Genomic DNA, 22758 nt, shown 5'->3' with positions numbered 1-22758 from the left:
CTTCTGTGAATGCTTGTCGCCTAAAGCTGTGCGCCTTTGCGCTTTTCTTATAAGGGGGAGAGGAAATGAGTACGGTAGAGGTTTATCGTCCAAAGCATCATGTTCGATTTGTAACGGCTTCAAGTCTATTTGATGGACATGATGCCTCAATCAATATTATGCGTCGCATTCTGCAAGCAAGTGGGGCAGAAGTGATACACCTCGGGCATAACCGCTCGGTCGAAGAAGTGGTGAATGCAGCAATCCAGGAGGATGCTCAAGGTATTGCGATTTCCTCCTATCAGGGTGGTCATGTTGAATATTTTAAATATATGTATGATCTTCTGAAGGAGAGAGGAGCAGCCCATATCCGAATCTATGGCGGTGGTGGAGGCGTTATTATTCCTCGTGAAATTAAGGAACTCCATGAATACGGCATTGCTGGTATCTTTTCACCGGAAGACGGACGTATCTTAGGGCTTCAGGGAATGATTAACAAGATGCTAAATGAATGTGATTATCCAACTAGCACGAATCTTACTGATGAGCTGGAGCTTCTTCAAAATGGGGATTATAAAACAATCGCAAAGCTCATTACAATTGCAGAAAACCAAATTGGTTCTACCGATGAAAGTGCTGCAGCTGCAGAAACCATCATTCAACAAGTCAAAGACCTTGAAAAAAACGTCCCAGTTGTTGGAATTACCGGAACTGGGGGAGCTGGGAAGAGTTCACTTACTGACGAACTGATTCGTCGTTTTATTAATGAGTTTGATGATAAGAAAGTGGCGATTCTATCCGTTGATCCAACCAAGCAAAAAACAGGTGGCGCCCTACTAGGTGACCGCATTCGGATGAACGCGATTTTCTCACCAAGGGTTTATATGCGGAGTCTTGCAACTAGGGGTTCTAAATCAGAGCTATCACTAGCTATTAAAGATGCTATTGCCGTTACAAAGGCTGGCGGTTTTGATCTAATCATTGTTGAAACGAGCGGGATCGGCCAAGGGGATGCCGAAATTACAGAGGTTTGTGATATCTCGATGTATGTCATGACAAGTGAATTTGGGGCACCTTCCCAGCTTGAGAAAATCGACATGATCGACTATGCGGATTTGATTGTCATTAACAAATTTGAGCGCAAGGGTTCTGAAGATGCAAAACGTCAGGTGCAAAAACAGTACCAGAGAAGTCACCTTTTATTTGAAAAAGAGTATGAAGAAATGCCAGTATTCGGTACCATTGCAAGTCAGTTTAATGACCCAGGAACGAACGCCCTTTTTGCCAATTTAGTTGATAAAATGAATGAAAAAATGGGCACGAACTGGGAAACGTCGTTCGAAAAAACGGCAGATGTTCAAAAGCAAAATGTAATTATCCCAAATGACCGTCGTTATTACTTACGTGAGATCTCCGAAACGGTTCGAAATTATCATAAAAAAGCAGCTGAACAGGTGGAAATCGCCAGAAAGCTATTCCAAATTAGCGGTACAATTGAAAGTGTGAAGGAGCTCGATAACAAAGAGGTCCTCATTGCCCTTGAAACCCTTCAAACACAATATGAAGCAAAGCTTACGGATGAATCAAAAAAGATTCTTGCAAACTGGGATTCCCTAAAGGAAACATACAAGGGTGAAAAATTCATAACCAAAATTCGCGACAGGGAAATTGTCACGATTTTAAAAACAAAAAGTCTTTCTGGTTTATCGATTCCGAAAATTTCTCTGCCAGGCTTTAAGGACTTTGGGGAAATTCTCCGTTGGGTTTACAAGGAAAACGTTCCTGGAGCATTCCCTTATACAGCAGGTGTATTTCCATTCAAACGTGAAGGTGAAGATCCAAAGCGCCAGTTTGCAGGGGAAGGTACGCCTGAGCGAACAAATCGTCGCTTCCACTACCTTTCAAAGGATGATGATGCAAAGCGGTTAAGCACAGCATTTGACTCTGTCACGTTATACGGGGAAGACCCGGCTTATCGCCCTGACATTTATGGAAAAGTCGGCGAAAGTGGAGTCAGCGTGTGTACGTTAGATGATATGAAGAAGCTTTACCAAGGCTTTGACCTGTGTGCTCCATCCACATCTGTATCAATGACAATCAATGGGCCAGCACCAATTATCCTAGCGATGTTCATGAACACGGCGATTCACCAACAAGTAGAAAAGCGTGAACAGGAGCTTGGACGAATAGTAACGGTCGAGGAGTTCCAAGAAGTTCGTGCAAAAACATTACAAACAGTCCGTGGAACAGTTCAGGCTGATATTTTAAAAGAAGACCAAGGTCAGAACACCTGCATTTTCTCAACTGAATTTGCACTCCGAATGATGGGTGATATTCAGAAGTATTTTATTGATCATAAGGTAAGAAACTATTATTCAGTTTCAATCTCTGGCTATCATATCGCTGAAGCAGGGGCAAACCCAATCTCTCAACTTGCGTTTACGTTGTCTAATGGGTTCACATATGTAGAGTATTATTTAAGTAGAGGCATGAATATAGATGATTTTGCACCTAACTTATCCTTCTTTTTCAGCAATGGTTTAGACCCTGAATACACGGTGATTGGCCGTGTCGCACGTCGTATTTGGGCGACTGTAATGAGAGAGAAATATGGAGCAAATGAACGTAGCCAGAAATTAAAATACCATGTTCAAACATCGGGACGCTCACTCCACGCACAGGAAATTGACTTTAATGATATTCGTACAACGCTACAAGCTCTAATGGCACTTCATGATAACTGTAATTCGCTTCATACTAATGCATATGACGAGGCGATTACAACGCCGACAGAGGAGTCGGTTCGACGTGCTATGGCAATTCAGATGATTATCACGAAAGAACACGGTTTAACCAAAAATGAAAATCCACTTCAAGGCTCTTTTATAATCGAGGAGCTTACTGATTTAGTTGAAGAGGCTGTGCTTCAGGAGTTTGATCGCCTGAATGACCGAGGTGGTGTTCTTGGGGCAATGGAAACACAGTACCAACGTGGAAAAATTCAGGATGAGTCAATGTACTATGAGATGAAAAAACATACAGGCGAACTTCCGATTATTGGAGTTAACACCTACTTAAATCCTAATCCACCAACAGAGGAAGACTTAAATAACATTGAACTTGCTCGAGCAACGAAAGAAGAGAAAGAACTACAGATTAAAAATTTGCAAGAATTCAAAGAGCGAAATAAGGATAAAGTAGAAGATGCACTGAATAAGCTAAAGCAGGTTGCGATTACGAATGGTAATATTTTTGAAGAGTTAATGGAAACGGTTCAAGTTGCTAGCCTTGGCCAAATTACACAGGCACTTTATGAAGTTGGCGGGCAATATCGTAGAAATATGTAGAAAAACATCGAGGCTGAGTCAAAAAAGGATGACTCAGCCTTAAAAATTGGTTACAGTGGCATAAAGTGGTTGATTTTGTTTATAATGAATGATATGTATTTTACAGTACTTATTTTTTTATAGTGTTTCATGGTTATTCGAATAAATAAGTTTTTGTCAGAAATCTAGTTACATACATAGAAAGGGAGTGCCTTGATGAGTCTTGATCAATACTCACCAGAGCAAATAAAAGAAATGTCAATGCTTGAAGTAGCGTATGAGATTTTCTTAGGGAGAAAAGATGCGATTACGTTTAACGAGCTTGTTGACGAAGTAGCAAAAATATTGGAGCTTTCTGAGGAAGAACTTCGCGCGAAAGTTTCTCAATTCTATACAGACATCAATATTGATGGCCGTTTTATTACATTAGGTGATAACCGTTGGGGACTTCGTACATGGTATCCGTACGAGCAAATTGATGAAGAAGTAACTCATACAGAAAAGCCGAAGAAGAAGAAAAAGAGCAAGAAGAAGGACGAGGATGACGATCTTATCGGCTTTGACGACCTTGATGAAGATGACCTTGACTTTGATGAAGATTTCGAAGAAGACGACGTGGATGACATTGAAGACGACGAAGAGGAAGAGGACGACGACTTCGATGACATTGAAGAAGATGAGGATTTCGAAGACGAGGACGAAGAGTTAATCGAAGATGAAGAATATGAGCTAGATGAAGAAGATGAGGAATTCGAAGAAGAGGAAGAAGAAGAAAACTAACCTTCGAAACACCTTTAGGAAATTACGATTAAATCTGCTCAATCTACATATTGACTTTTTAATCTTAACTCGGTAGAATACTTTTTGGGCTCTAAAAAAAGAGTATCTACGAAACCATATTAAAAGTTTCGCTCCCTTACATATTTGTAAGAGGAGCTTTTTTATTTTTTATAGGAATATTAGGTTCGGAAAGTTCGACAAGTGAAACCAGCTTGTCGAAATTCTTGTTTTTACAAGATAAACCCCCGTACTAAAAAGAAAAGCGCAAGCGAAGACATCGACTAACTATTGCCATGTTCTGTGGCAAACGTCGATGTCAGCATCCTCGCAAATGCTTTGCAATTTCTTCGTGCGATGCTGATGCTGCAAAAAGCAGTGGAACTGGCCACAAGATTTCTTTATACTATTTCATTTATTTGAGCAAACTTTAATTAATTACATGATTGGGGGAAAAGAGAAAGATGACAAAATATATCTTTGTAACAGGTGGGGTTGTTTCATCTCTAGGAAAAGGGATTGTTGCCGCATCTTTAGGACGTTTATTAAAAAACCGAGGAATGAATGTAACGATTCAAAAATTTGATCCGTACATAAATGTGGACCCGGGAACAATGAGCCCATACCAGCATGGTGAAGTATTCGTTACGGATGATGGTGCTGAAACAGACCTAGACCTAGGACACTATGAACGTTTCATCGACATCAACCTAAACAAATACAGCAACGTAACAACTGGAAAAATCTATTCGACTGTCTTGAAGAAAGAGCGTCGTGGTGATTATTTAGGAGCAACTGTTCAGGTTATTCCGCACATCACAAACGAAATCAAGGAACGAGTATTTCGCGCTGGTCATACTACAAATGCAGACGTAGTCATTACTGAAATTGGTGGTACAGTAGGAGATATCGAGTCATTACCATTTCTTGAAGCTGTTCGTCAAATCAAAAGTGATGTGGGTCCCCACAATGTAATGTACGTGCATTGTACGCTTGTTCCATATATTAAAGCTGCTGGTGAAATGAAAACAAAACCAACTCAGCACAGTGTAAAAGAACTTCGTAGTTTAGGGATTCAGCCAAACATCATTGTTGTTCGTACTGAAATGCCAATCTCAGAGGATATGAAGGAGAAAATTGCGCTATTCTGTGATATTGATCCGAAGGCGGTTATTGAAAGTCGCGATGCTGAAACTTTATATTCAATTCCATTAGCTCTTCAAGCTCAAGGCATCGATCAAATTGCGTGCGAGCATTTAAAACTAGATTGCCAAGAAGCAGATATGACAGATTGGATTCAGCTTGTCGAGAAGGTAACTCACCTAACAAAAACAGCTAATATCGCTTTGGTCGGAAAATATGTGGAACTTCAAGATGCATACTTATCTGTTGCTGAAGCATTGAAGCACGCTGGCTATGCATTTGATTCTGATATCAACATCAACTGGGTAAATTCTGAAGAAGTAACGGAAGAAAACGTAGCTGAATTACTTGGTGAAGTTGACGGTATCCTCGTACCAGGTGGTTTCGGTGACCGTGGTGTTGAAGGGAAAATTGTTGCTCTTAAATATGCTAGAGAAACCAAAACACCATTATTAGGTATTTGTCTTGGTATGCAATTAGCATCTGTTGAGTTTGCACGAAATGTACTAGGTCTAGATGGAGCGCATTCTGCAGAGCTTAACCCAGATACGCCTCATCCAGTTATTGACCTATTACCAGAACAAAAGGATGTTGAGGACTTAGGTGGAACGCTTCGTCTAGGAATCTTCCCTTGTAAAATTGAGGAAGGTACAAAAGCGTATGAAGCCTACAATGATGAAGTGGTATACGAGCGTCATCGCCATCGTTATGAATTTAACAACCATTATCGTCAAGAAATGGAAAAGGCAGGCTTTGTCTTCTCAGGGACAAGCCCAGACGGACGTCTTGTGGAAATCATTGAGCTTAAAGACCACCCTTGGTTTGTAGCATCACAATTCCACCCAGAATTTAAATCAAGACCAAACCGTCCACAACCATTATTTAGAGAATTTATTAAAGCATCATTAACGAATGCTGAAAAAATGTAATATGAGTTAAAAGAAAGGCGAGTGAATGGACACTCGCCTTTTTAATGTTTATAAGAGGTATGAAGAGGTCCGAGAATCATGTGTATTTTGGTATGAAGAGGATATTGCCCGGGAACCTGGTGAGTTTTCCTCTTCATAAGCGGTATGAAGAGGACTTTGTCCCAGCTTCATCTGAGTTTTCCGCTTCAATGTAATGTAAATACCTAATGAAATCGAGTCCTACTCAAATTCCTCAACCATTTCTTTGATGGTGAACTTCAGCCCAAAATAGGCGTATAAGGCAGTTATCACACTTGGGAATCCGAAACGAGTGCCGTCGTCGTCAGGGATGAGCGGTTTTTGTAGCTTGCTATCAATATGAATATCGACGATCTCGTTTAGGGTACGCTCACCTTCTGTTTTTACCAGTGCAGAAATCGCAACCGTTTGGACTCCTTTGCCACGAAGATCCTCTGCAAGTGCAATTGCTTCTTCATCGGTCGACAATCGGGTAATCAAAAGAACGGAATCAATATCACCAATTTCATTCATTTTTTCTTTAGTAAATAAAGCCTTGGCAGATTGTAAAGGTTCAGCGCCTTCCAATGCCTCAGTTGTAATGGCTACCATTTCACCAAACCCGTGGACATAGATTGTACCCCCACTAATCACTGACTGAGCAAGTATCCTTGCGCCATCCTCCATATTCATTTCTTCTTGTTCCATTATTCGTTTAAACTGTCCTTGAAGTTGGGTAGTAAAAATCTTTAACATAAATATAAAACCTCTCTATCTTGTTTCAAATTATCTAATATGAACATTATAACGTTATACGAAAAAAATAAGAAATTGTAGCGAAATTTGTCGATTGGTAAATTTCGTACATCGAATTTAAAGTTTTCTGGATAAAAAGAAGGAAAATTGTTACTTTTACTAGAATAAAATTGAAGAATGATATAATATTTTAATAAAAAGTTAATGCAATTATTTGATTTTTTTATCTATTTTAAGGGGGGTTTTTTTAGAATGTCAGAGAAGATCTTGATTGTTGACGATCAATACGGAATACGAATACTGTTAAATGAAGTTTTTCAAAAAGAAGGTTACAAGACATTCCAAGCAGCTAATGGAGTACAAGCAATTGATATTGTTCAAAAACACTCTCCAGACCTAGTCTTGCTAGATATGAAGATCCCTGGTATGGATGGGATTGAAATTCTAAAAAGACTAAAAAAGATTGATCAAGAAATACGTGTAATCATCATGACGGCTTATGGTGAGTTGGACATGATTCAAGAAGCAAAGGATTTAGGAGCAATTACTCATTTTGCGAAGCCGTTTGATATTGACGAGCTGCGTGAGGCGGTTAGAGCGAATATCCCATTGAAATCTGAATAAAAAACATAAAAAATACAAAAACGCGTTGTTAATAGAATGAAAACGTTTCACTAAAATGATGAGAAAAAATGGTCTATTGCGAAATCAAAATCTTGTGATATGCTAAGTACTGTATTGTTGCTATTCCTTAACACAAAAGGCATTTTTGTGTGTTTTTTGTGTATGATTATCTAATGAAATTTACATATTATGATTTTGTTTCGGTCATTCTATTAGGTGATACGAGATTTTTGGAATGGTATACAATTGCCCGGTAATTCGTGTTGCTGTGGTTCTATGTGTTTAGGGATATATCCCTAGCCAACACAATAAAACGGTACAAAAAGGAGGAAATTCACATGCCTTTGGTTTCAATGAAAGAAATGCTTGAAAAAGCAAAAGCAGAAGGTTATGCAGTAGGCCAATTTAACTTAAACAATCTTGAGTTTACACAAGCGATTTTACAGGCTGCACAAGAAGAAAATTCACCAGTTATCCTAGGTGTTTCTGAAGGTGCTGGCCGTTATATGGGTGGATTTAAAGTTGTTGTTGCAATGGTTAAAGCGATCATGGAAGAATCCAATATCACAGTACCAGTTGCAATCCATCTAGATCACGGTTCTTCTTTTGAGAATTGTGCAAAAGCGATTCACGCTGGATTTACATCTGTAATGATTGATGCTTCTCATCATCCATTTGAAGAGAACATCGAAATTACGTCTAAAGTAGTTGAACTTGCACACTTCCACGGAGTATCTGTTGAAGCTGAGTTAGGAACTGTTGGTGGACAAGAAGATGACGTAATAGCTGAAGGTGTTATCTATGCAGACGTTAACGAGTGTGTTGAGCTTGTAAACCGTACTGGCATTGATTGCTTAGCACCTGCTTTAGGTTCTGTTCACGGTCCTTACAAAGGTGAACCAAACCTTGGTTTCAAAGAGATGGAGGAAATCGGTCAGAAAACTGGTTTACCACTTGTACTTCACGGTGGAACTGGAATTCCAACAAAAGATATCCAAAAATCAATCTCTCTTGGAACAGCTAAAATCAATGTAAACACAGAAAATCAAATTGCTTCAGCAAAAGCAGTTCGTGAAACACTTGCTGTTAAGACAGAAGAGTATGATCCACGTAAATACCTAGGACCTGCTCGTGATGCAATTCGTGAAACTGTAAAAGGCAAAATGCGTGAATTTGGTTCTTCAGGTAAAGCGTAAGTAACCTTTTTACATGTACCAACGTCTAATTAAATAGATCGAAGGACTGTCTTCGATACATATAGATAAACCGTTTATTTCCAGTTATTCATAGCGTAATTTGGAGATAACGGTTTTCTTGCGTTATAATAAGAAAAGCGCAAGGCGCCCGTCAATCGGCGACAAGCATAAGACGAGCGCTGACAGAAGGTGTATTTTACCTTCCGAAGCGTTTGGCTTATGACCAGAGAGCCGATGGCGCCTGGAGCTGGACAATAAGAAAAGCGCAAGGTTATTCTATCCTTGCAAACTTGGGAGTAACGGGGTAATTACAGAGAATCAATACTAATAATGATATGGAAGGGGCTGATTTGTGTAACTTACCCAGTAGATAGTTTGAAACCCTCTTTTTACTGAACAAAAAGACCTTCATCATGAAACACCTCAACTAGAAAACGTTATCTCTGAATAAAGTTAAAAGATAGCACTACGACTTTCGAAGTATGAGTTACATCCTAAAGAATGAAACCTACTAGGTGAATTTGCTTGTTTTTTGAAAAAGTAATAAAATGATATATGATATTTAGTTTTTCGTGTAAACTAATAAATAATACTTGTACAATCTTGCAGTAAGTTTGTGTTAAAATATACCAATTCGAGTGAAGTGCCGTTACATACATGTAACGTAACAAGGGAAAAAGATTGCCTTACCAATGTTAGCAGGACAGGTTATATCAGTGGCATCTAATGTTTCCCTTACAAAACCGTCATCTTCGCTAGAAGGGAGCCACATATGGAAAAACTAAAAATAGCAGGCGGTTATCCATTAAAAGGATCAGTTAAAATTAGCGGGGCGAAGAACAGTGCAGTAGCCCTCATTCCAGCAACAATCCTAGCTGAGACGCCAGTAACTATCGAAGGTCTACCAGATATTTCAGATGTGCAAATCCTAGGTGATTTGCTTGAAGAAATTGGTGGGCATGTCTCGATTAATAAAGAGGAAATTTACGTTGACCCATCTAACTTTGTGTCAATGCCACTTCCAAACGGTAAAGTTAAAAAGCTTCGTGCATCCTATTATTTAATGGGAGCAATGCTTGGTCGGTTCAAAAAAGCGGTTATCGGTTTACCAGGTGGATGTCACTTAGGACCAAGACCGATTGACCAGCATATTAAAGGTTTTGAAGCACTTGGGGCACAAGTAACCAATGAACAAGGTGCGATATATCTTCGTGCGGATGAGTTAAGAGGTGCTCGCATTTACCTTGATGTTGTTAGTGTTGGAGCAACAATTAATATTATGTTGGCTGCAGTACGTGCAAAAGGGCAAACAATTATTGAAAATGCCGCAAAAGAGCCAGAGATTATTGATGTTGCAACCTTATTAACAAGTATGGGAGCAAAAATCAAAGGAGCTGGAACCGACGTCATCCGTATTGATGGTGTTGATTCCTTACAAGGTTGCCGCCATACAATTATCCCAGACCGTATCGAAGCCGGTACATATATGATTATTGGTGCTGCAATGGGTGAAGGGGTTCTAATTGATAATGTAATCCCACTTCACTTGGAATCCTTAATCGCGAAGTTTCGTGAAATGGGTGTTGCTGTTGAAACAAGTGATGATCAAATCTGGGTTGCAGGCAATAAAGATTTAAAATCAGTGGATATCAAAACACTGGTATATCCAGGATTCCCAACTGATTTACAGCAACCTTTCACTTCGTTACTCACGAGAGCTAGCGGAACGGGTGTTGTGACAGATACAATATATGGTGCTAGATTTAAACATATCGATGAGCTTCGACGAATGAATGCACAAATTAAAGTAGAAGGTCGCTCGGCAATTGTCAGCGGACCAGTCCAATTGCAGGGTGCCAAAGTAAAAGCAAGTGATTTACGTGCAGGGGCTGCGCTTGTAGTTGCTGGCCTAATGGCAGAGGGCGTAACCGAAATTACTGGACTCGAACATATCGACCGTGGTTACAGCCATCTGGAAGAAAAACTGACCGGACTTGGCGCAACCATCTGGAGAGAAAAGCTAACAGAAGAAGAAATCGAGCAACTCCAAAATTCATAGAAAAGCGATGGCGGCATTTAGTTTCATTTATTGTCGCTAGCCACAGTTAGCCATAATTGAATAAAAATTCCAAGCTCCCACTACAAAAAGTGGGAGTTTTCATGTATCCTTAATAAGAAAAGTAGAGAGAAAACGCTTTTATGTTATGTTAAGGGTGAGACCCCAACTAAAAGTATAGATATTAAGAAAAACCTTTGTTGATTGAAGCGAAAAAGCATCCACCTGCAGCGGAAATCAACGGTATATAAACAACAAAGTTTGTGAAAACAGCCATATTTTAAAAAGAGACTAATTGCGCTAGGGGGAAGGATCATGGAAAGAAGTTTATCAATGGAACTTGTACGTGTTACCGAAGCAGCAGCATTAGCATCAGCCAGATGGATGGGGCGTGGCAAAAAGGATGAAGCAGATGGAGCAGCAACCGCTGCAATGAGAGATGTGTTCGACACAATCCCAATGAAGGGACAAGTTGTCATTGGTGAAGGAGAGATGGACGAAGCTCCAATGCTCTATATTGGCGAAAAACTTGGAAACGGTTACGGTCCTAGAGTAGACGTTGCAGTTGACCCATTAGAAGGAACCAATATTGTAGCTTCCGGTGGTTGGAATGCGCTATCAGTACTCGCAGTAGCAGACAACGGAAATTTATTACATGCCCCTGATATGTACATGGATAAAATTGCCGTTGGCCCAGAAGCAGTAGGACTAATAGATATCGATGCCCCAATTATCGATAACCTAAAAGCCGTGGCGAGAGCGAAAAATAAGGATATTGAAGATGTAGTAGCAACGGTCTTAAATCGCCCAAGGCATGAACATATCATTTCACAACTTCGTGAAGCAGGTGCGCGTATAAAGTTAATCAATGATGGAGATGTTGCGGGAGCAATCAATACGGCATTCGACCATACAGGCGTAGACATTTTATTTGGATCTGGTGGTGCTCCAGAAGGTGTGCTCTCAGCTGTCGCCTTAAAGTGCTTAGGTGGGGAAATCCAAGGGAAACTTGTACCGCAGAACGATGAAGAACTTGCACGTTGCATAAAAATGGGACTTGATGTCTCTAGGGTTTTACGCATGGAAGACTTAGTAACCGGAGATGACGCCATTTTTGCTGCAACTGGTGTAACAGATGGAGAACTTTTACGGGGCGTTCAATTTAAGGGGTCAATTGGGACTACTCATTCTCTCGTTATGCGTGCAAAGTCTGGAACTGTGAGATTCATAGATGGTAGACACAGCCTAAGGAAAAAGCCTAACTTAGTAATCAAATAATGTAGCAGCGAGTTTAGTACTCGCTCTTACTGATAAGAAGGCTTACGTGCAATACTCTATTAAAATAAGGGTATTGATTAAAAACACGAGAATAGGGTAAAATAGGGGAAGGCAATCAATGGTCTTCTTCTATTCCAATTCAATTAAGGGATTCAACTTCCCTATCGAAACTATGAGTCCCGCGGTGAAAACTTCTATGCAACCCTCATAATGCTTCTTTTTCATTCTATCCTTACTATACATCTAAATATCATATAGTGATTTTTCTTTTGGATGTTAAGATATAAGACTCTTATAGGACGAATGAGCCAATCATAAAAATCGTCAGTTGGAGAGCATTTACGAGAAGTAGAGTTTCTTTTAAAGAAAATATATAAAAAACAAAGAGTGGTGTACGAATGAGTATTACAATTTCTAGCTTGGAAAACATGAAGCTAAAAGAACTATATGAATTAGCACGTGAATTTAAGGTTTCCTACTATAGTAAATTAACGAAGAAAGAATTAATTTTTGCGATTTTAAAAGCTCGCGCTGAGCAGGATGGCCTTTTATTTATGGAGGGTGTTCTTGAGATTATCCAGTCGGAAGGATTCGGATTCTTACGCCCTATTAACTATTCTCCATCTTCAGAGGATATCTATATCTCTGCTTCTCAAATTCGTCGTTTTGACTTAAGGAACGGGGACAAAGTATCAGGTAAAGTACGTCCTCCAAAGGAAAACGAGCGCTATTACGGACTACTACACGTTGAAGCTGTTAACGGTGACGATCCAGAATCAGCTAAAGAACGTGTTCATTTCCCAGGTCTAACACCTCTCTATCCTGATCGCCAAGTTGTGTTAGAAACAAAGCCAAATCATATTTCAACTAGAATTATGGACATTTTGGCACCAGTAGGTTTTGGTCAGCGTGGTCTAATCGTGGCGCCACCAAAAGCTGGTAAAACCATGCTTATTAAGGAAATCGCTAATAGCATTACAACAAACCATCCTGAAGCAGAATTAATCGTCTTATTAATTGATGAGCGTCCAGAAGAGGTTACAGATATTGAGCGCTCTGTAGCTGGTGATGTTGTAAGTTCTACATTTGATGAAGTACCAGAAAACCATATTAAAGTTGCAGAGCTTGTGTTGGAAAGAGCAATGCGTCTTGTGGAGCATAAACGTGATGTAATCATTCTTATGGATAGTATTACTCGTCTAGCAAGAGCATATAACCTTGTTATTCCACCAAGTGGACGTACGTTATCTGGAGGGATTGACCCTGCTGCATTCCACCGTCCAAAACGTTTCTTCGGTGCTGCTAGAAATATCGAAGAAGGTGGAAGTTTAACAATCTTAGCAACAGCCCTTGTGGACACAGGATCACGTATGGATGATGTAATCTATGAGGAGTTCAAAGGTACAGGTAATATGGAGCTTCACCTCGATCGTTCTCTAGCTGAACGTCGAATCTTCCCAGCAATTGACATTCGTCGTTCTGGTACAAGAAAAGAAGAGCTTCTTATTGAAAAAGGTAAACTTGACAAAATTTGGGCGATTCGTAAAGCAATGTCAGATTCACCAGATTTTGCAGAGAAATTTTTACGCAGACTTAAGCAAACTAAGACAAATGCAGAATTCTTTGAGATGCTTGAAGCTGAGAAGAAAGCAGCAGCTGCAAGAAGAAGCAATAGTCGACCGGAAGCTTAAGAGAACATGGATTTGCAATTGGAATCGGCTTGGAAAAATTAATGCGAATTAACGATTTTTAACAGCAGGATTAAGTTGCAATTCATGGATTCACTTGTTATAATTTCAACATGTGCGTTTTAGATATTTGAAAAACATGTCTAAAACGTAACTCTGTTTCGATCAATGATTCAGGGCGGAAGGAGATGAGACGAATGAAATCAGGAATTCATCCAAACTATAAAAAAGTTATGGTGAAATGTGCTTGTGGAAATGAATTTGAAACTGGTTCTGTAAAAGAGGAAGTACGCGTTGAGGTTTGCTCAGAGTGTCACCCATTCTATACAGGCCGTCAAAAATTCGCTGATGCAGGTGGACGTGTAGATAAATTCAACAAAAAATACGGTATTAAATAATACCGGTTTGAACAGCCAAAAACAGGCAAGTTTATTCTTCTTGCCTGTTTTTTTTGCTACTAAACCTATTTTTTCTCGCAATTATATGATTTTAACCTCTTACTAATAATCCTCAAACCTACAGTCAACAAGTTGACTCAATAGAAACAACCCGAGGAAAGGAAGGACCCAGTTCCATGTATATTATGAAGCAAAGTGGCTGGCTTGAAGTTATCTGTGGAAGCATGTTTTCAGGAAAATCCGAAGAACTGATTCGACGTGTACGTCGTACAGAGTTTGCAAGACAATCCGTTCAGGTATTTAAGCCTCAAATTGATAATCGTTATAGTGATAAATCTGTTGTATCTCATAATGGGACATCCTTTGTCGCAAAACCAGTTTCAACATCTGCAGCGATATTAGAAGAAGTTTCTGCAGAAACAGATGTGGTAGCTATTGATGAAGTGCAATTTTTTGATGATCATATTGTAGAAGTTGTTCAAACCCTAGCAAACCGTGGTCATCGTGTGATTGTGGCGGGGTTAGATCAAGATTTCCGTGGCGAACCGTTCGGAAAGGTTCCAGAGCTTCTGTCATTAGCGGAGTCAGTGACAAAATTACAAGCTGTATGTTCTGTATGTGGCTCACCTTCAAGCAGAACCCAGCGTTTAATCAATGGACAACCTGCATCTTTTGATGATCCGGTCATTTTAGTAGGTGCGTCAGAATCTTACGAACCACGTTGCCGTCATCATCACGAAGTACCTGGAAAGCCGTTGGCACAACAAGTTGCACAAAAGGATACAATGAAACTGTAAGGCGCTCCTATTGGGGTGCTTTTATTTTTTCGGCATAATAAAAAGACCAGGTGGACTACCTGATCTTTAAAATAGGAATCCGAGTACTCTTTTGCGTTTCCTGGACCCCTCGACTTTTTCGAGTGTGATGGCTGTTTGTTTTTGTAGTTCCTCTTTTTCTTGCTCAAGCCTCTCGATGTACGCCTCCATTTTCTGCATCCTTTTTTGGAGTTCGTCAATTTCTTTACGATGCTGGAGAAGTTGATACGATACAACATCACTTGCTTTTTTCTCTATCTCTTTCTCATTTTCCTTAATCCGTTCCATGATCGTGTTTAATTTATCTGATAGTGTTTTATCTGAAGCTTGTACCATCTTCCGTGCGGTCCCCTTCCTAGGCTCTGGTGGTGTTAATTCGATTTTATCAGAAGGAACCCCAGATTTCACTTGATTCCGTATTCTTTCGAATAGTGGAAGGTCAGTTTCTTCAAATACATAGTGGCCATATTCATTTTTTTCACATTGTAAATTAAAATGCTTAATCCATTTACGAACTGTTTTTGTTGTAACTCCCAACTTTTTAGCAAACTCTGCTGTATTCACACCAACCACTCCCCCTATTATTTTTTCCGATTGTATATATATAGTACGTTCTCCTTTCATTTACAAAATCCTTCCATGTAGACAAAACTAGTCCCTTTTCGCCAAAGAAAGAACCAATCCTACATAAAGTCTGTAATTCGACAGCGCATTATTTTGTAAAGGTGGATTTATGGGTATCGAAGGAATAATGGCTAGGGGTGTAACATGGTGATTCGGCAAACGTGTCCTTTTGCAGGATCACCTTCTCCTAAAAATACCCAAGTGCGAGGAATGGTATTCCCCAATATTATCCAAATGCGAACCCGGAAAGGCATGATGCAGGTTCGAAATCTCCTAAAAATACCCAAGTCCGAGGATGCAAATGAGTTATACAGGAATGGTAATTCCTAATATTATCCAATTGCGAACCCGTAAAGGCATGATGCAGGTTCGCTATCTCCTAAAAAAATCCAAGTACGAGGATGCAAATGAGTTATACAGGAATGGTGATTCCTAATAATATCCAATTGTGAACCCGCAAAGGCATGATACAGGTTCGCAGTCTCCTAAAAATATCCAAGTGCGAGGATGCAAATGAGTTATACATGATTGCTGTTCCCTAATATTATCCAAGTGCGAACCCGCAAAGGCATGTTGCAGGTTCGCCATCTCCTAAAAAAATCCAAGTGCGAGGATGAAAAGGCATTATACAGGTATACTGTTTCCTAATATTATCCAAATGCGAACCCGAAAAGGCATGTTGCAGGTTCGCTATCTCCTAAAAAAATCCAAGTGCGAGGATGAAAAGGCATTATACAGGTATGCAGTTTCCTAATATTATCCAACTACGAACCCGCAAAGGCATGTTGCAGTTACGCTATCTCCTAGAAATACCCAAGTTCAAGGATGTACGTGAAATGCATTCGGACATGAGAAAGCCGCTTTTGATTGTAATTTGCTTTGACGATGTGGGTACCCTATACTATAATTATACTGTTATGGACTAAATTTTGAGGTGAAGAGTGTGTTCGATCGTTTAGAAGCTGTTGAAGCTCGTTATGAAAAACTAAATGAACTATTAAGTGACCCAGATATCGTAAGTGACACAACTAAACTACGTGAATATTCAAAAGAACAATCAGATATACAAGAAACTGTTGAGAAGTATAGAGAGTACAAAGAGGTTAAAGAACAATTAACTGACGCTAGAGCGATGCTTGAGGAAAAGCTCGATGCTGACATGCGCGAAATGGTAAAAGAAGAAATAAATGAGCTCGAGGACCAAATGGAGGAACTTGAGGAGCGTCTTCATGTTCTTTTACTACCAAAGGACCCGAATGATGACAAGAACGTTATCATGGAAATCCGTGGGGCTGCAGGTGGAGATGAGGCTGCTCTATTTGCTGGTGACCTCTACCGCATGTATAGTCGCTTTGCTGAACACCAAGGGTGGAAGACGGAAGTTATGGACTCAAACTCAACAGGTGTTGGTGGATATAAAGAAATCATCTTTATGATAAGCGGAAAAGGTGCTTATTCTAGATTGAAATTCGAGAATGGCGCACACCGTGTGCAACGTGTTCCTGAAACAGAATCAGGCGGACGTATCCATACATCAACAGCAACTGTTGCGGTATTACCTGAAGCAGAAGAAGTTGAAGTCGAAATTCATGATAAAGACATTCGTGTAGATACATTTGCTTCTAGTGGACCTGGGGGACAAAGTGTTAACACGACAATGTCCGCGGTTCGTTTGACGCATTTGCCAACTGGAACTGTTGTTTCTTGTCAAGATGAGAAATCCCAAATTAAAAACAAAGAAAAAGCAATGAAGGTATTGCGTGCTCGTGTCTATGATAAATTTCAACGTGAAGTACAAGCGGAATATGACCAAAACCGTAAGCAAGCGGTTGGTACTGGTGACCGTTCAGAACGTATCCGTACGTATAATTTCCCGCAAAACCGTGTAACAGATCACCGTATTGGGTTAACGATTCAAAAGCTTGATCAAATCCTAACTGGAAAGCTTGATGAAGTAATTGAGGCGCTAATTATGGAAGACCAAGCAAGAAAAATGGAGCAAGCCGAATAATGGCGGAATTTCAAAAGATATACGAAGCCCTCAAATGGGCTTCTTCTTTTTTACGGGAAAATGGTCGGGACGAGAATATTGGGGAATTGCTGTTGTGTCATTATCTTGGAATGAGTCGGTCGAAGCTGCTTGCCGAACTACGAGAAGAACTCGATGTTGATGTAAAAGAAAAGTTTGTAATAGCTGTTGGAGAGACTGTTGCTGGAATTCCTGTTCAACACATTATGGGTTATGAGGAGTTTTACGGTCGTCGGTTTTTAGTGAATGAAGAAGTCTTGATCCCGAGGCCAGAGACGGAGGAACTTGTTCAAGGAGTGCTATCAAGGATTGACGGTTTATACACCGCAACAGAGAGTATTAAGGTTGTAGATGTTGGCACAGGAAGTGGCGCGATATCAGTTAGCCTTGCACTTGAAAACCGCCAACTTGATGTAATGACAGTGGATATAGCAAAGGCCTCTATCGATGTCGCGCAGGAAAATGCGGAACGTTTGGGTGCGAAGGTGCGATTTATTGAAGGTGACTTATTAAAGCCGTTGATAGAAGAAGGGGTTAAGGTTGATGTAGTGGTTTCGAATCCGCCGTATATTCCGGAAGAGGACATTTCAACCTTATCTACAGTGGTGAAAGATCATGAACCACTCCGTGCCCTTGTGGGTGGTCAGGACGGGTTGGATTTTTACCGGAGGTTTATGGAGGAAATTCCTCTCGTTTTAAAAGAAAGAGGGATTGTGGCCTTTGAAGTTGGTATAGGTCAAGGCGAAATAGTTGCCGAAATGCTACGCGTAGCGTTTCCAGATGCAAAAGTAGAAGTTGTGAACGACATCAATGGGAAAGACCGAATGGTGTTTGCTGAAATAGGGTTTTAAAAGGCTTGGTATAGCTACCAAGCCCTTTTTTGTGGCAAAATACATGTCTGTCACGGATTAGTAGTTCTTTTTCCATGATACAAAATAAGCTGTAACTTGAATCAGCGGATAAAGCAATAATAAGATGATTGGGTAGTAAGGTACCGTGTCTGAGATGAATGGGTAGAGAAAAAACAGCGATGTTATAATTGGGAACGTCTTCCACATGATGATATAAGATGAACGACATGCTTTTCCGGTTAATTCCTTTTCGCGTTCGTCACCTTCTTCAAATTCGATGGGCAATAGAAATACATTTTTCCAGGATTTACGTTTCTTTTTTAACTGTGGATACGTAATTGCTGCAAATATGATACCAACGATAATTGAAATGAAAACAGGCAACATGTTTATTTCAATCATCCAAGGTGGCTCAGGATTTGTCTTTACAATGGTAGCAAAGCCCATATACGCATAATAAATCGTTGAAAGGGCCCATCCCATCAGTGCAATTGAAATAATCGAATACAAGACGTTACGAAAAATACTCAACTTCATTCCTCCTCCAAATAAAAAATTTCCTCAATTGGCAAGCTAAATGTTCGTGCGATATTCATAGCGAGTAGTAGTGAAGGGATGTAGCTTCCCTTTTCCAACGCAACGATGGTTTGTCGTGTTACATTGACTTTTTCAGCAAGGACGCCTTGAGTGAGGCTATGCTTTGCACGAAGCTCCTTCACACGGTTTTTAATCTCCATTTACAATATCCTCCAATTGTTTCTGTCTCCATTGTAAAGTCAACTAGACATTTTGTAAAGCCAACTTTACTTGTTTTTTCAAAAATAGTAAAAATGCCTATTTAAAAGTAGTTTAATAGATTTTTTAAAATTGCTAGTTTAAGAATCTATTTTCTTGGCGAGAATGGTTTGTGAAGGGATGGTGCTAGAGAATGAATAAACAAATTACGATTGTATCATTTATCTTTTTACTGTTAATTGGGGCGAACAGCCATTTATTAATAAAAGAAACAAGTGCAGAAGGGTTTCAGGTAATTCCCGATGAAGCGATTCGACTTCGCATTTTAGCGAATAGTGATTCTGACAAAGACCAGGAGTTAAAGCGTAAGGTCCGTGATGAGGTTAATGCAGAAATCACAGAGTGGGTTGCAGAGTTAACTTCGGTAGAGGTTGCTAGAGAACTAATTCAAGAGAGACTTCCAGAAATCGAGAAGATCGTTGCGAGCGTGTTAAAAGAAGAAAACAGCAACCAATCATATACAGTGGATTACGGAAGGAATATTCAGTTTCCGACTAAGCTGTATGGTCAATTCTTATATCCAGCAGGTGAGTACGAAGCGATTCTAATTACATTAGGTGAAGCAGAAGGAGCTAACTGGTGGTGCGTATTGTTTCCACCATTATGTTTCTTAGACTTCTCGACTGGCGACGCAATTGAGGCATCTGATGAAGAAGGTAAAGATGTTGCGCTTGAAGATGTAGTAGAAGAAGACGAAAAAGAAGATGAGAAAGACAAAAAAGAAAAGAAAGACAAAGAAGACAAAGCCAATGAGGGCGAGGAAGAAGAAGTAGAAGTGAAGTTTTTCCTTGTTGAATTTTTTACATCTTTATTTAGTTAAATCTAGCATTTGGTTCTATATGTGTATGCCACCTCATAGAGTAGTTAGTAGATAAGGAAAGATGGGGTGGGGACATGAAGCAAATTAGAACTGCAATTGAGCAAGATATTGAAAAAGTAAGAGCATTTTTAGGACAAGCTGAAGTTAGTGCAGATGGAATAGAGTCCATTATCGATCACTTTATTTTAATGGAAGACGCAAAGCAAAACATCATCGCTACATTAGGGATTGAAAGAATTGAAAAGGATGGACTGCTGCGTTCACTTGTGATTACTCCAGGTGTTGATCAAACTAATTTATTAACCTTATTCAAAAGTGCACTTTCACTTGCTAAGTATAAGGAACTCAGCCGTTTGTATTTAGCGACAAATAAACAAGCCTCAATCCAATTTTTTACGATGCTAGGCTTTGAAAAAGTTGAGGAGCAAGAGCTGCCTGGTCATATTAAAGATTCCAATCATATTACACATCTGCTTGAAAAGGCAGATCCTATGTTCATGGTATCTCAAATCGAAAAATAAAGAAGTTTTTTCAACGAGTCTTGAGAGAAAAGCGTCTACTAAAAATATAGCCAAGCCCTTGTTTGTGGATGGAATGTCCGCAAGCGGGGGTTTTTTATTACCATTTTTGTGGACAATGTGGATAAGATTTGTTGTTAAAATGCGGTTAAATGTGATACTGTATGGAACATGATGAAAAATTTGGGCTGTGGATGGATATTTTCCTCCTGATGTGAAATGTGGGAAAACTGGTTATATCCACAAAGTTATCCACTTTTTGCACATTATTATCCACAAAATGTGGATAACATGTGTTTTTCTATCTTTTTAAACCTATACTTTTTTATATTGAGTTAATGATAAGGCTAGATATTTTAAGGATTTTTACATAGGAGTTGCGTTATATGGAAACAAAACATTGGGTTGTGGATAAACATCAACACAATTTAGAATCTTATCCACAAATAATAGAAGCAGCAGCGCTTTTACAAGCAAACGAAGTAGTTGGCTTTCCTACTGAGACGGTATATGGGCTTGGAGCGAATGCTTTGTCTGATGATGCGGTGGCGAAAATTTATGAAGCGAAAGGTCGTCCAAGTGATAATCCACTGATTGTCCACATCTCCACAATGGGGCAATTATATAAGATTGCTGAGGATATTTCAGAGCAGGCGGAGCGATTGATTGAAAAGTTCTGGCCAGGACCGCTGACCCTTGTTTTAAAAAGAAAGGAAAATGCTGTTTCGAAAAAGGTAACAGCAGGGCTTGAAACAGTAGCAGTGCGGATGCCGAGTCATCCAGTTGCGTTGGCTTTGATTACAGCATCTGGTCTTCCGCTTGCTGCACCAAGTGCGAATCTTTCAGGAAAACCTAGTCCCACACTTGCTAAGCATGTGGCTGATGATTTGACTGGTAAAATTGCTGGAATACTCGATGGTGGACCTACAGGAGTTGGCCTTGAATCAACAGTTCTAGACTGTTCTGGAGAAGTTCCGATCATTCTCAGACCAGGTGGGATTACAAAGGAACAGCTTGAGAGTGTTTGTGGAGTGGTTGAGGTGGACAAGGCAATCTTAACAGACAACGAAGCCCCAAAATCACCAGGCATGAAATACAAGCATTATGCACCAACTGCTCCTCTGACAATTGTGAATGGATCACAGGGGTTTATTCAGTCTCTTGTAAAGGAAAAGCAAAATGAGGGTCTGAAGGTCGGAGTTCTGACGACAACGGAACGTGAAAATAAATATGAAGCAGATCGAGTTATTAGCTGTGGCTCACGTGAACAATTGGAAACCGTAGCAAGCAGGCTATATGGCGTATTACGTCAATTTGATGAAAGTGGAGTCGATGTGATTTTTAGTGAAAGCTTTCCAAGCGAAGGCATCGGCCAAGCCCTTATGAACCGACTCACCAAGGCAGCTGGTCATCGAATCATAACAGAATAATTGGGAAATCCTTCTTCTATTTCGTTTGGTACATGCATATGTTGAAATAGGCACGTCCAAGGAGGTAGAAGATGGATATTACAGCATTTCTCGGAGAAATTATAACCTTATTTATCATGGCATTTGCTTTAGGAATGGATGCATTTTCTGTGGGGCTTGGAATGGGATTGATTCAATTAAGACTCAAGCAAATCCTCACAATCGGAATCACCATTGGTCTCTTTCATATGTGGATGCCTTTGGCCGGTATGATGATCGGTCACTTCTTATCAGATACATTTGGTGCAATCGCAACCTATTTAGGCGGTGGTTTGCTCTTATTTTTAGGTTTGCAAATGATTATTTCCTCCTTTAAGGACGATGATCAGCAAAGCATGTTAACGCCGGTTGGATTCGGGTTATTTATTTTTGCCTTGAGCGTGAGCCTAGATAGTTTTTCAGTTGGTCTCTCATTAGGAATATACGGAGCCAAGACCATCATGGTGATTCTCATGTTTGGAATCGTGAGTATGATTTTATCATGGGTAGGTCTTCTTTTAGGTCGAAAGGTCCAGAATTGGCTTGGTACATATAGTGAAGTGTTAGGTGGCTGCATCCTTCTCGTCTTCGGTGTAAAATTATTAATTCCATTGTAAATAGGTGGACAAGTGCCTATAGAAATGTCAGTAGAGTATGGATAAAACCCATGCTCTTTTTTAATTACTATCTATATTTTTCAAAGTAATGTGG

The 22758-nt window shown here is 39.8% G+C and carries 20 protein-coding genes; 16 read left to right on the top strand and 4 right to left on the bottom strand.

Features of this window, described 5'->3' with window-relative positions; genetic code table 11:
• The first annotated feature begins 65 nt into the window (after positions 1 to 65).
• The 3 genes from icmF (at position 66) to CZ490_RS16535 (ending at position 6154) form a co-directional block, all read left to right on the top strand.
• Positions 66 to 3326: a fused isobutyryl-CoA mutase/GTPase IcmF gene (gene icmF, locus CZ490_RS16545; RefSeq protein ID WP_077619939.1), complete on the top strand. Its 3261-nt coding sequence runs from the start codon at positions 66 to 68 to the stop codon at positions 3324 to 3326.
• Between the two features lie 195 nt (positions 3327 to 3521).
• Positions 3522 to 4085 (top strand): DNA-directed RNA polymerase subunit delta, encoded by a 564-nt coding sequence (rpoE, locus tag CZ490_RS16540; protein WP_077619938.1) that lies wholly within the window; start codon positions 3522 to 3524, stop codon positions 4083 to 4085.
• Positions 4086 to 4546: 461 nt separating this feature from the next.
• The gene (locus CZ490_RS16535; RefSeq protein WP_077619937.1) at positions 4547 to 6154 is read left to right on the top strand and encodes a CTP synthase; all 1608 of its coding nucleotides are present in this window, start codon (positions 4547 to 4549) and stop codon (positions 6152 to 6154) included.
• Between the two features lie 219 nt (positions 6155 to 6373).
• Here the strand turns inward: CZ490_RS16535 and CZ490_RS16530 are convergent, their stop codons facing one another.
• Positions 6374 to 6907 carry a DUF2529 domain-containing protein gene (locus CZ490_RS16530; RefSeq protein WP_077619936.1) on the bottom strand — a complete coding sequence of 178 codons (534 nt, stop codon included), beginning with the start codon at positions 6905 to 6907 and terminating at the stop codon, positions 6374 to 6376.
• Positions 6908 to 7159: 252 nt separating this feature from the next.
• Between CZ490_RS16530 and CZ490_RS16525 the strand changes: the two genes are divergently transcribed.
• From CZ490_RS16525 to CZ490_RS16495, 7 genes are all read left to right on the top strand, one after another.
• On the top strand, positions 7160 to 7531 hold the full coding sequence (locus CZ490_RS16525; RefSeq protein WP_077619935.1) for a response regulator: 372 nt from the start codon (positions 7160 to 7162) through the stop codon (positions 7529 to 7531).
• Positions 7532 to 7869: 338 nt separating this feature from the next.
• Positions 7870 to 8727: a class II fructose-bisphosphate aldolase gene (locus tag CZ490_RS16520; RefSeq protein ID WP_077619934.1), complete on the top strand. Its 858-nt coding sequence runs from the start codon at positions 7870 to 7872 to the stop codon at positions 8725 to 8727.
• 772 nt (positions 8728 to 9499) lie between these two features.
• A complete protein-coding gene (locus CZ490_RS16515) occupies positions 9500 to 10786 on the top strand; it encodes a UDP-N-acetylglucosamine 1-carboxyvinyltransferase (protein ID WP_077619933.1) in 1287 nt (428 codons plus the stop codon).
• Positions 10787 to 11098: 312 nt separating this feature from the next.
• Positions 11099 to 12061, top strand: a complete 963-nt coding sequence (gene glpX, locus CZ490_RS16510; RefSeq protein ID WP_077619932.1) for a class II fructose-bisphosphatase — start codon at positions 11099 to 11101, stop codon at positions 12059 to 12061.
• 398 nt (positions 12062 to 12459) lie between these two features.
• Positions 12460 to 13752 carry a transcription termination factor Rho gene (gene rho / locus CZ490_RS16505; RefSeq protein ID WP_077619931.1) on the top strand — a complete coding sequence of 431 codons (1293 nt, stop codon included), beginning with the start codon at positions 12460 to 12462 and terminating at the stop codon, positions 13750 to 13752.
• 194 nt (positions 13753 to 13946) lie between these two features.
• Positions 13947 to 14147: a 50S ribosomal protein L31 gene (gene rpmE / locus CZ490_RS16500; protein ID WP_077619930.1), complete on the top strand. Its 201-nt coding sequence runs from the start codon at positions 13947 to 13949 to the stop codon at positions 14145 to 14147.
• Positions 14148 to 14323: 176 nt separating this feature from the next.
• Positions 14324 to 14944, top strand: a complete 621-nt coding sequence (locus CZ490_RS16495; RefSeq protein WP_077619929.1) for a thymidine kinase — start codon at positions 14324 to 14326, stop codon at positions 14942 to 14944.
• 66 nt (positions 14945 to 15010) lie between these two features.
• On the opposite strand, the gene CZ490_RS16490 is transcribed toward CZ490_RS16495, so the two are convergent.
• Positions 15011 to 15526, bottom strand: coding sequence for a MerR family transcriptional regulator (locus CZ490_RS16490; RefSeq protein WP_159439982.1), 516 nt, complete (start codon positions 15524 to 15526; stop codon positions 15011 to 15013).
• 994 nt (positions 15527 to 16520) lie between these two features.
• Between CZ490_RS16490 and prfA the strand changes: the two genes are divergently transcribed.
• Together prfA and prmC are read left to right on the top strand one after the other, a co-directional pair.
• A complete protein-coding gene (prfA, locus tag CZ490_RS16480; RefSeq protein WP_142255396.1) occupies positions 16521 to 17597 on the top strand; it encodes a peptide chain release factor 1 in 1077 nt (358 codons plus the stop codon).
• Positions 17597 to 18466, top strand: a complete 870-nt coding sequence (gene prmC / locus CZ490_RS16475; RefSeq protein WP_077619925.1) for a peptide chain release factor N(5)-glutamine methyltransferase — start codon at positions 17597 to 17599, stop codon at positions 18464 to 18466. The genes prfA and prmC overlap by 1 nt, the downstream gene beginning before the upstream one ends.
• Before the next feature lie 57 nt (positions 18467 to 18523).
• Here the strand turns inward: prmC and CZ490_RS16470 are convergent, their stop codons facing one another.
• Together CZ490_RS16470 and CZ490_RS16465 are read right to left on the bottom strand one after the other, a co-directional pair.
• Positions 18524 to 19003 (bottom strand): hypothetical protein, encoded by a 480-nt coding sequence (locus CZ490_RS16470; protein ID WP_234987253.1) that lies wholly within the window; start codon positions 19001 to 19003, stop codon positions 18524 to 18526.
• Positions 19000 to 19203 carry a helix-turn-helix transcriptional regulator gene (locus CZ490_RS16465; protein ID WP_077619923.1) on the bottom strand — a complete coding sequence of 68 codons (204 nt, stop codon included), beginning with the start codon at positions 19201 to 19203 and terminating at the stop codon, positions 19000 to 19002. The genes CZ490_RS16470 and CZ490_RS16465 overlap by 4 nt, the downstream gene beginning before the upstream one ends.
• Positions 19204 to 19394: 191 nt before the next feature.
• Here CZ490_RS16465 and spoIIR point away from each other — a divergent pair, with 191 nt between their 5' ends.
• The 4 genes from spoIIR (at position 19395) to CZ490_RS16445 (ending at position 22664) form a co-directional block, all read left to right on the top strand.
• Positions 19395 to 20081, top strand: coding sequence for a stage II sporulation protein R (gene spoIIR, locus CZ490_RS16460; protein WP_077619922.1), 687 nt, complete (start codon positions 19395 to 19397; stop codon positions 20079 to 20081).
• A gap of 74 nt (positions 20082 to 20155) precedes the next feature.
• Positions 20156 to 20602 carry a GNAT family N-acetyltransferase gene (locus tag CZ490_RS16455; protein ID WP_077619921.1) on the top strand — a complete coding sequence of 149 codons (447 nt, stop codon included), beginning with the start codon at positions 20156 to 20158 and terminating at the stop codon, positions 20600 to 20602.
• 383 nt (positions 20603 to 20985) lie between these two features.
• Positions 20986 to 22029, top strand: coding sequence for an L-threonylcarbamoyladenylate synthase (locus CZ490_RS16450; protein ID WP_077619920.1), 1044 nt, complete (start codon positions 20986 to 20988; stop codon positions 22027 to 22029).
• A gap of 71 nt (positions 22030 to 22100) precedes the next feature.
• Positions 22101 to 22664 (top strand): manganese efflux pump MntP, encoded by a 564-nt coding sequence (locus CZ490_RS16445; protein WP_200801597.1) that lies wholly within the window; start codon positions 22101 to 22103, stop codon positions 22662 to 22664.
• Positions 22665 to 22758: the final 94 nt, after the last annotated feature.

The sequence above is a fragment of the Litchfieldia sinesaloumensis genome, assembly GCF_900156865.1.
Taxonomy (GTDB): domain Bacteria; phylum Bacillota; class Bacilli; order Bacillales; family Bacillaceae_L; genus Ferdinandcohnia; species Ferdinandcohnia sinesaloumensis.
This window is presented reverse-complemented; position numbering and strand designations above follow the sequence as displayed.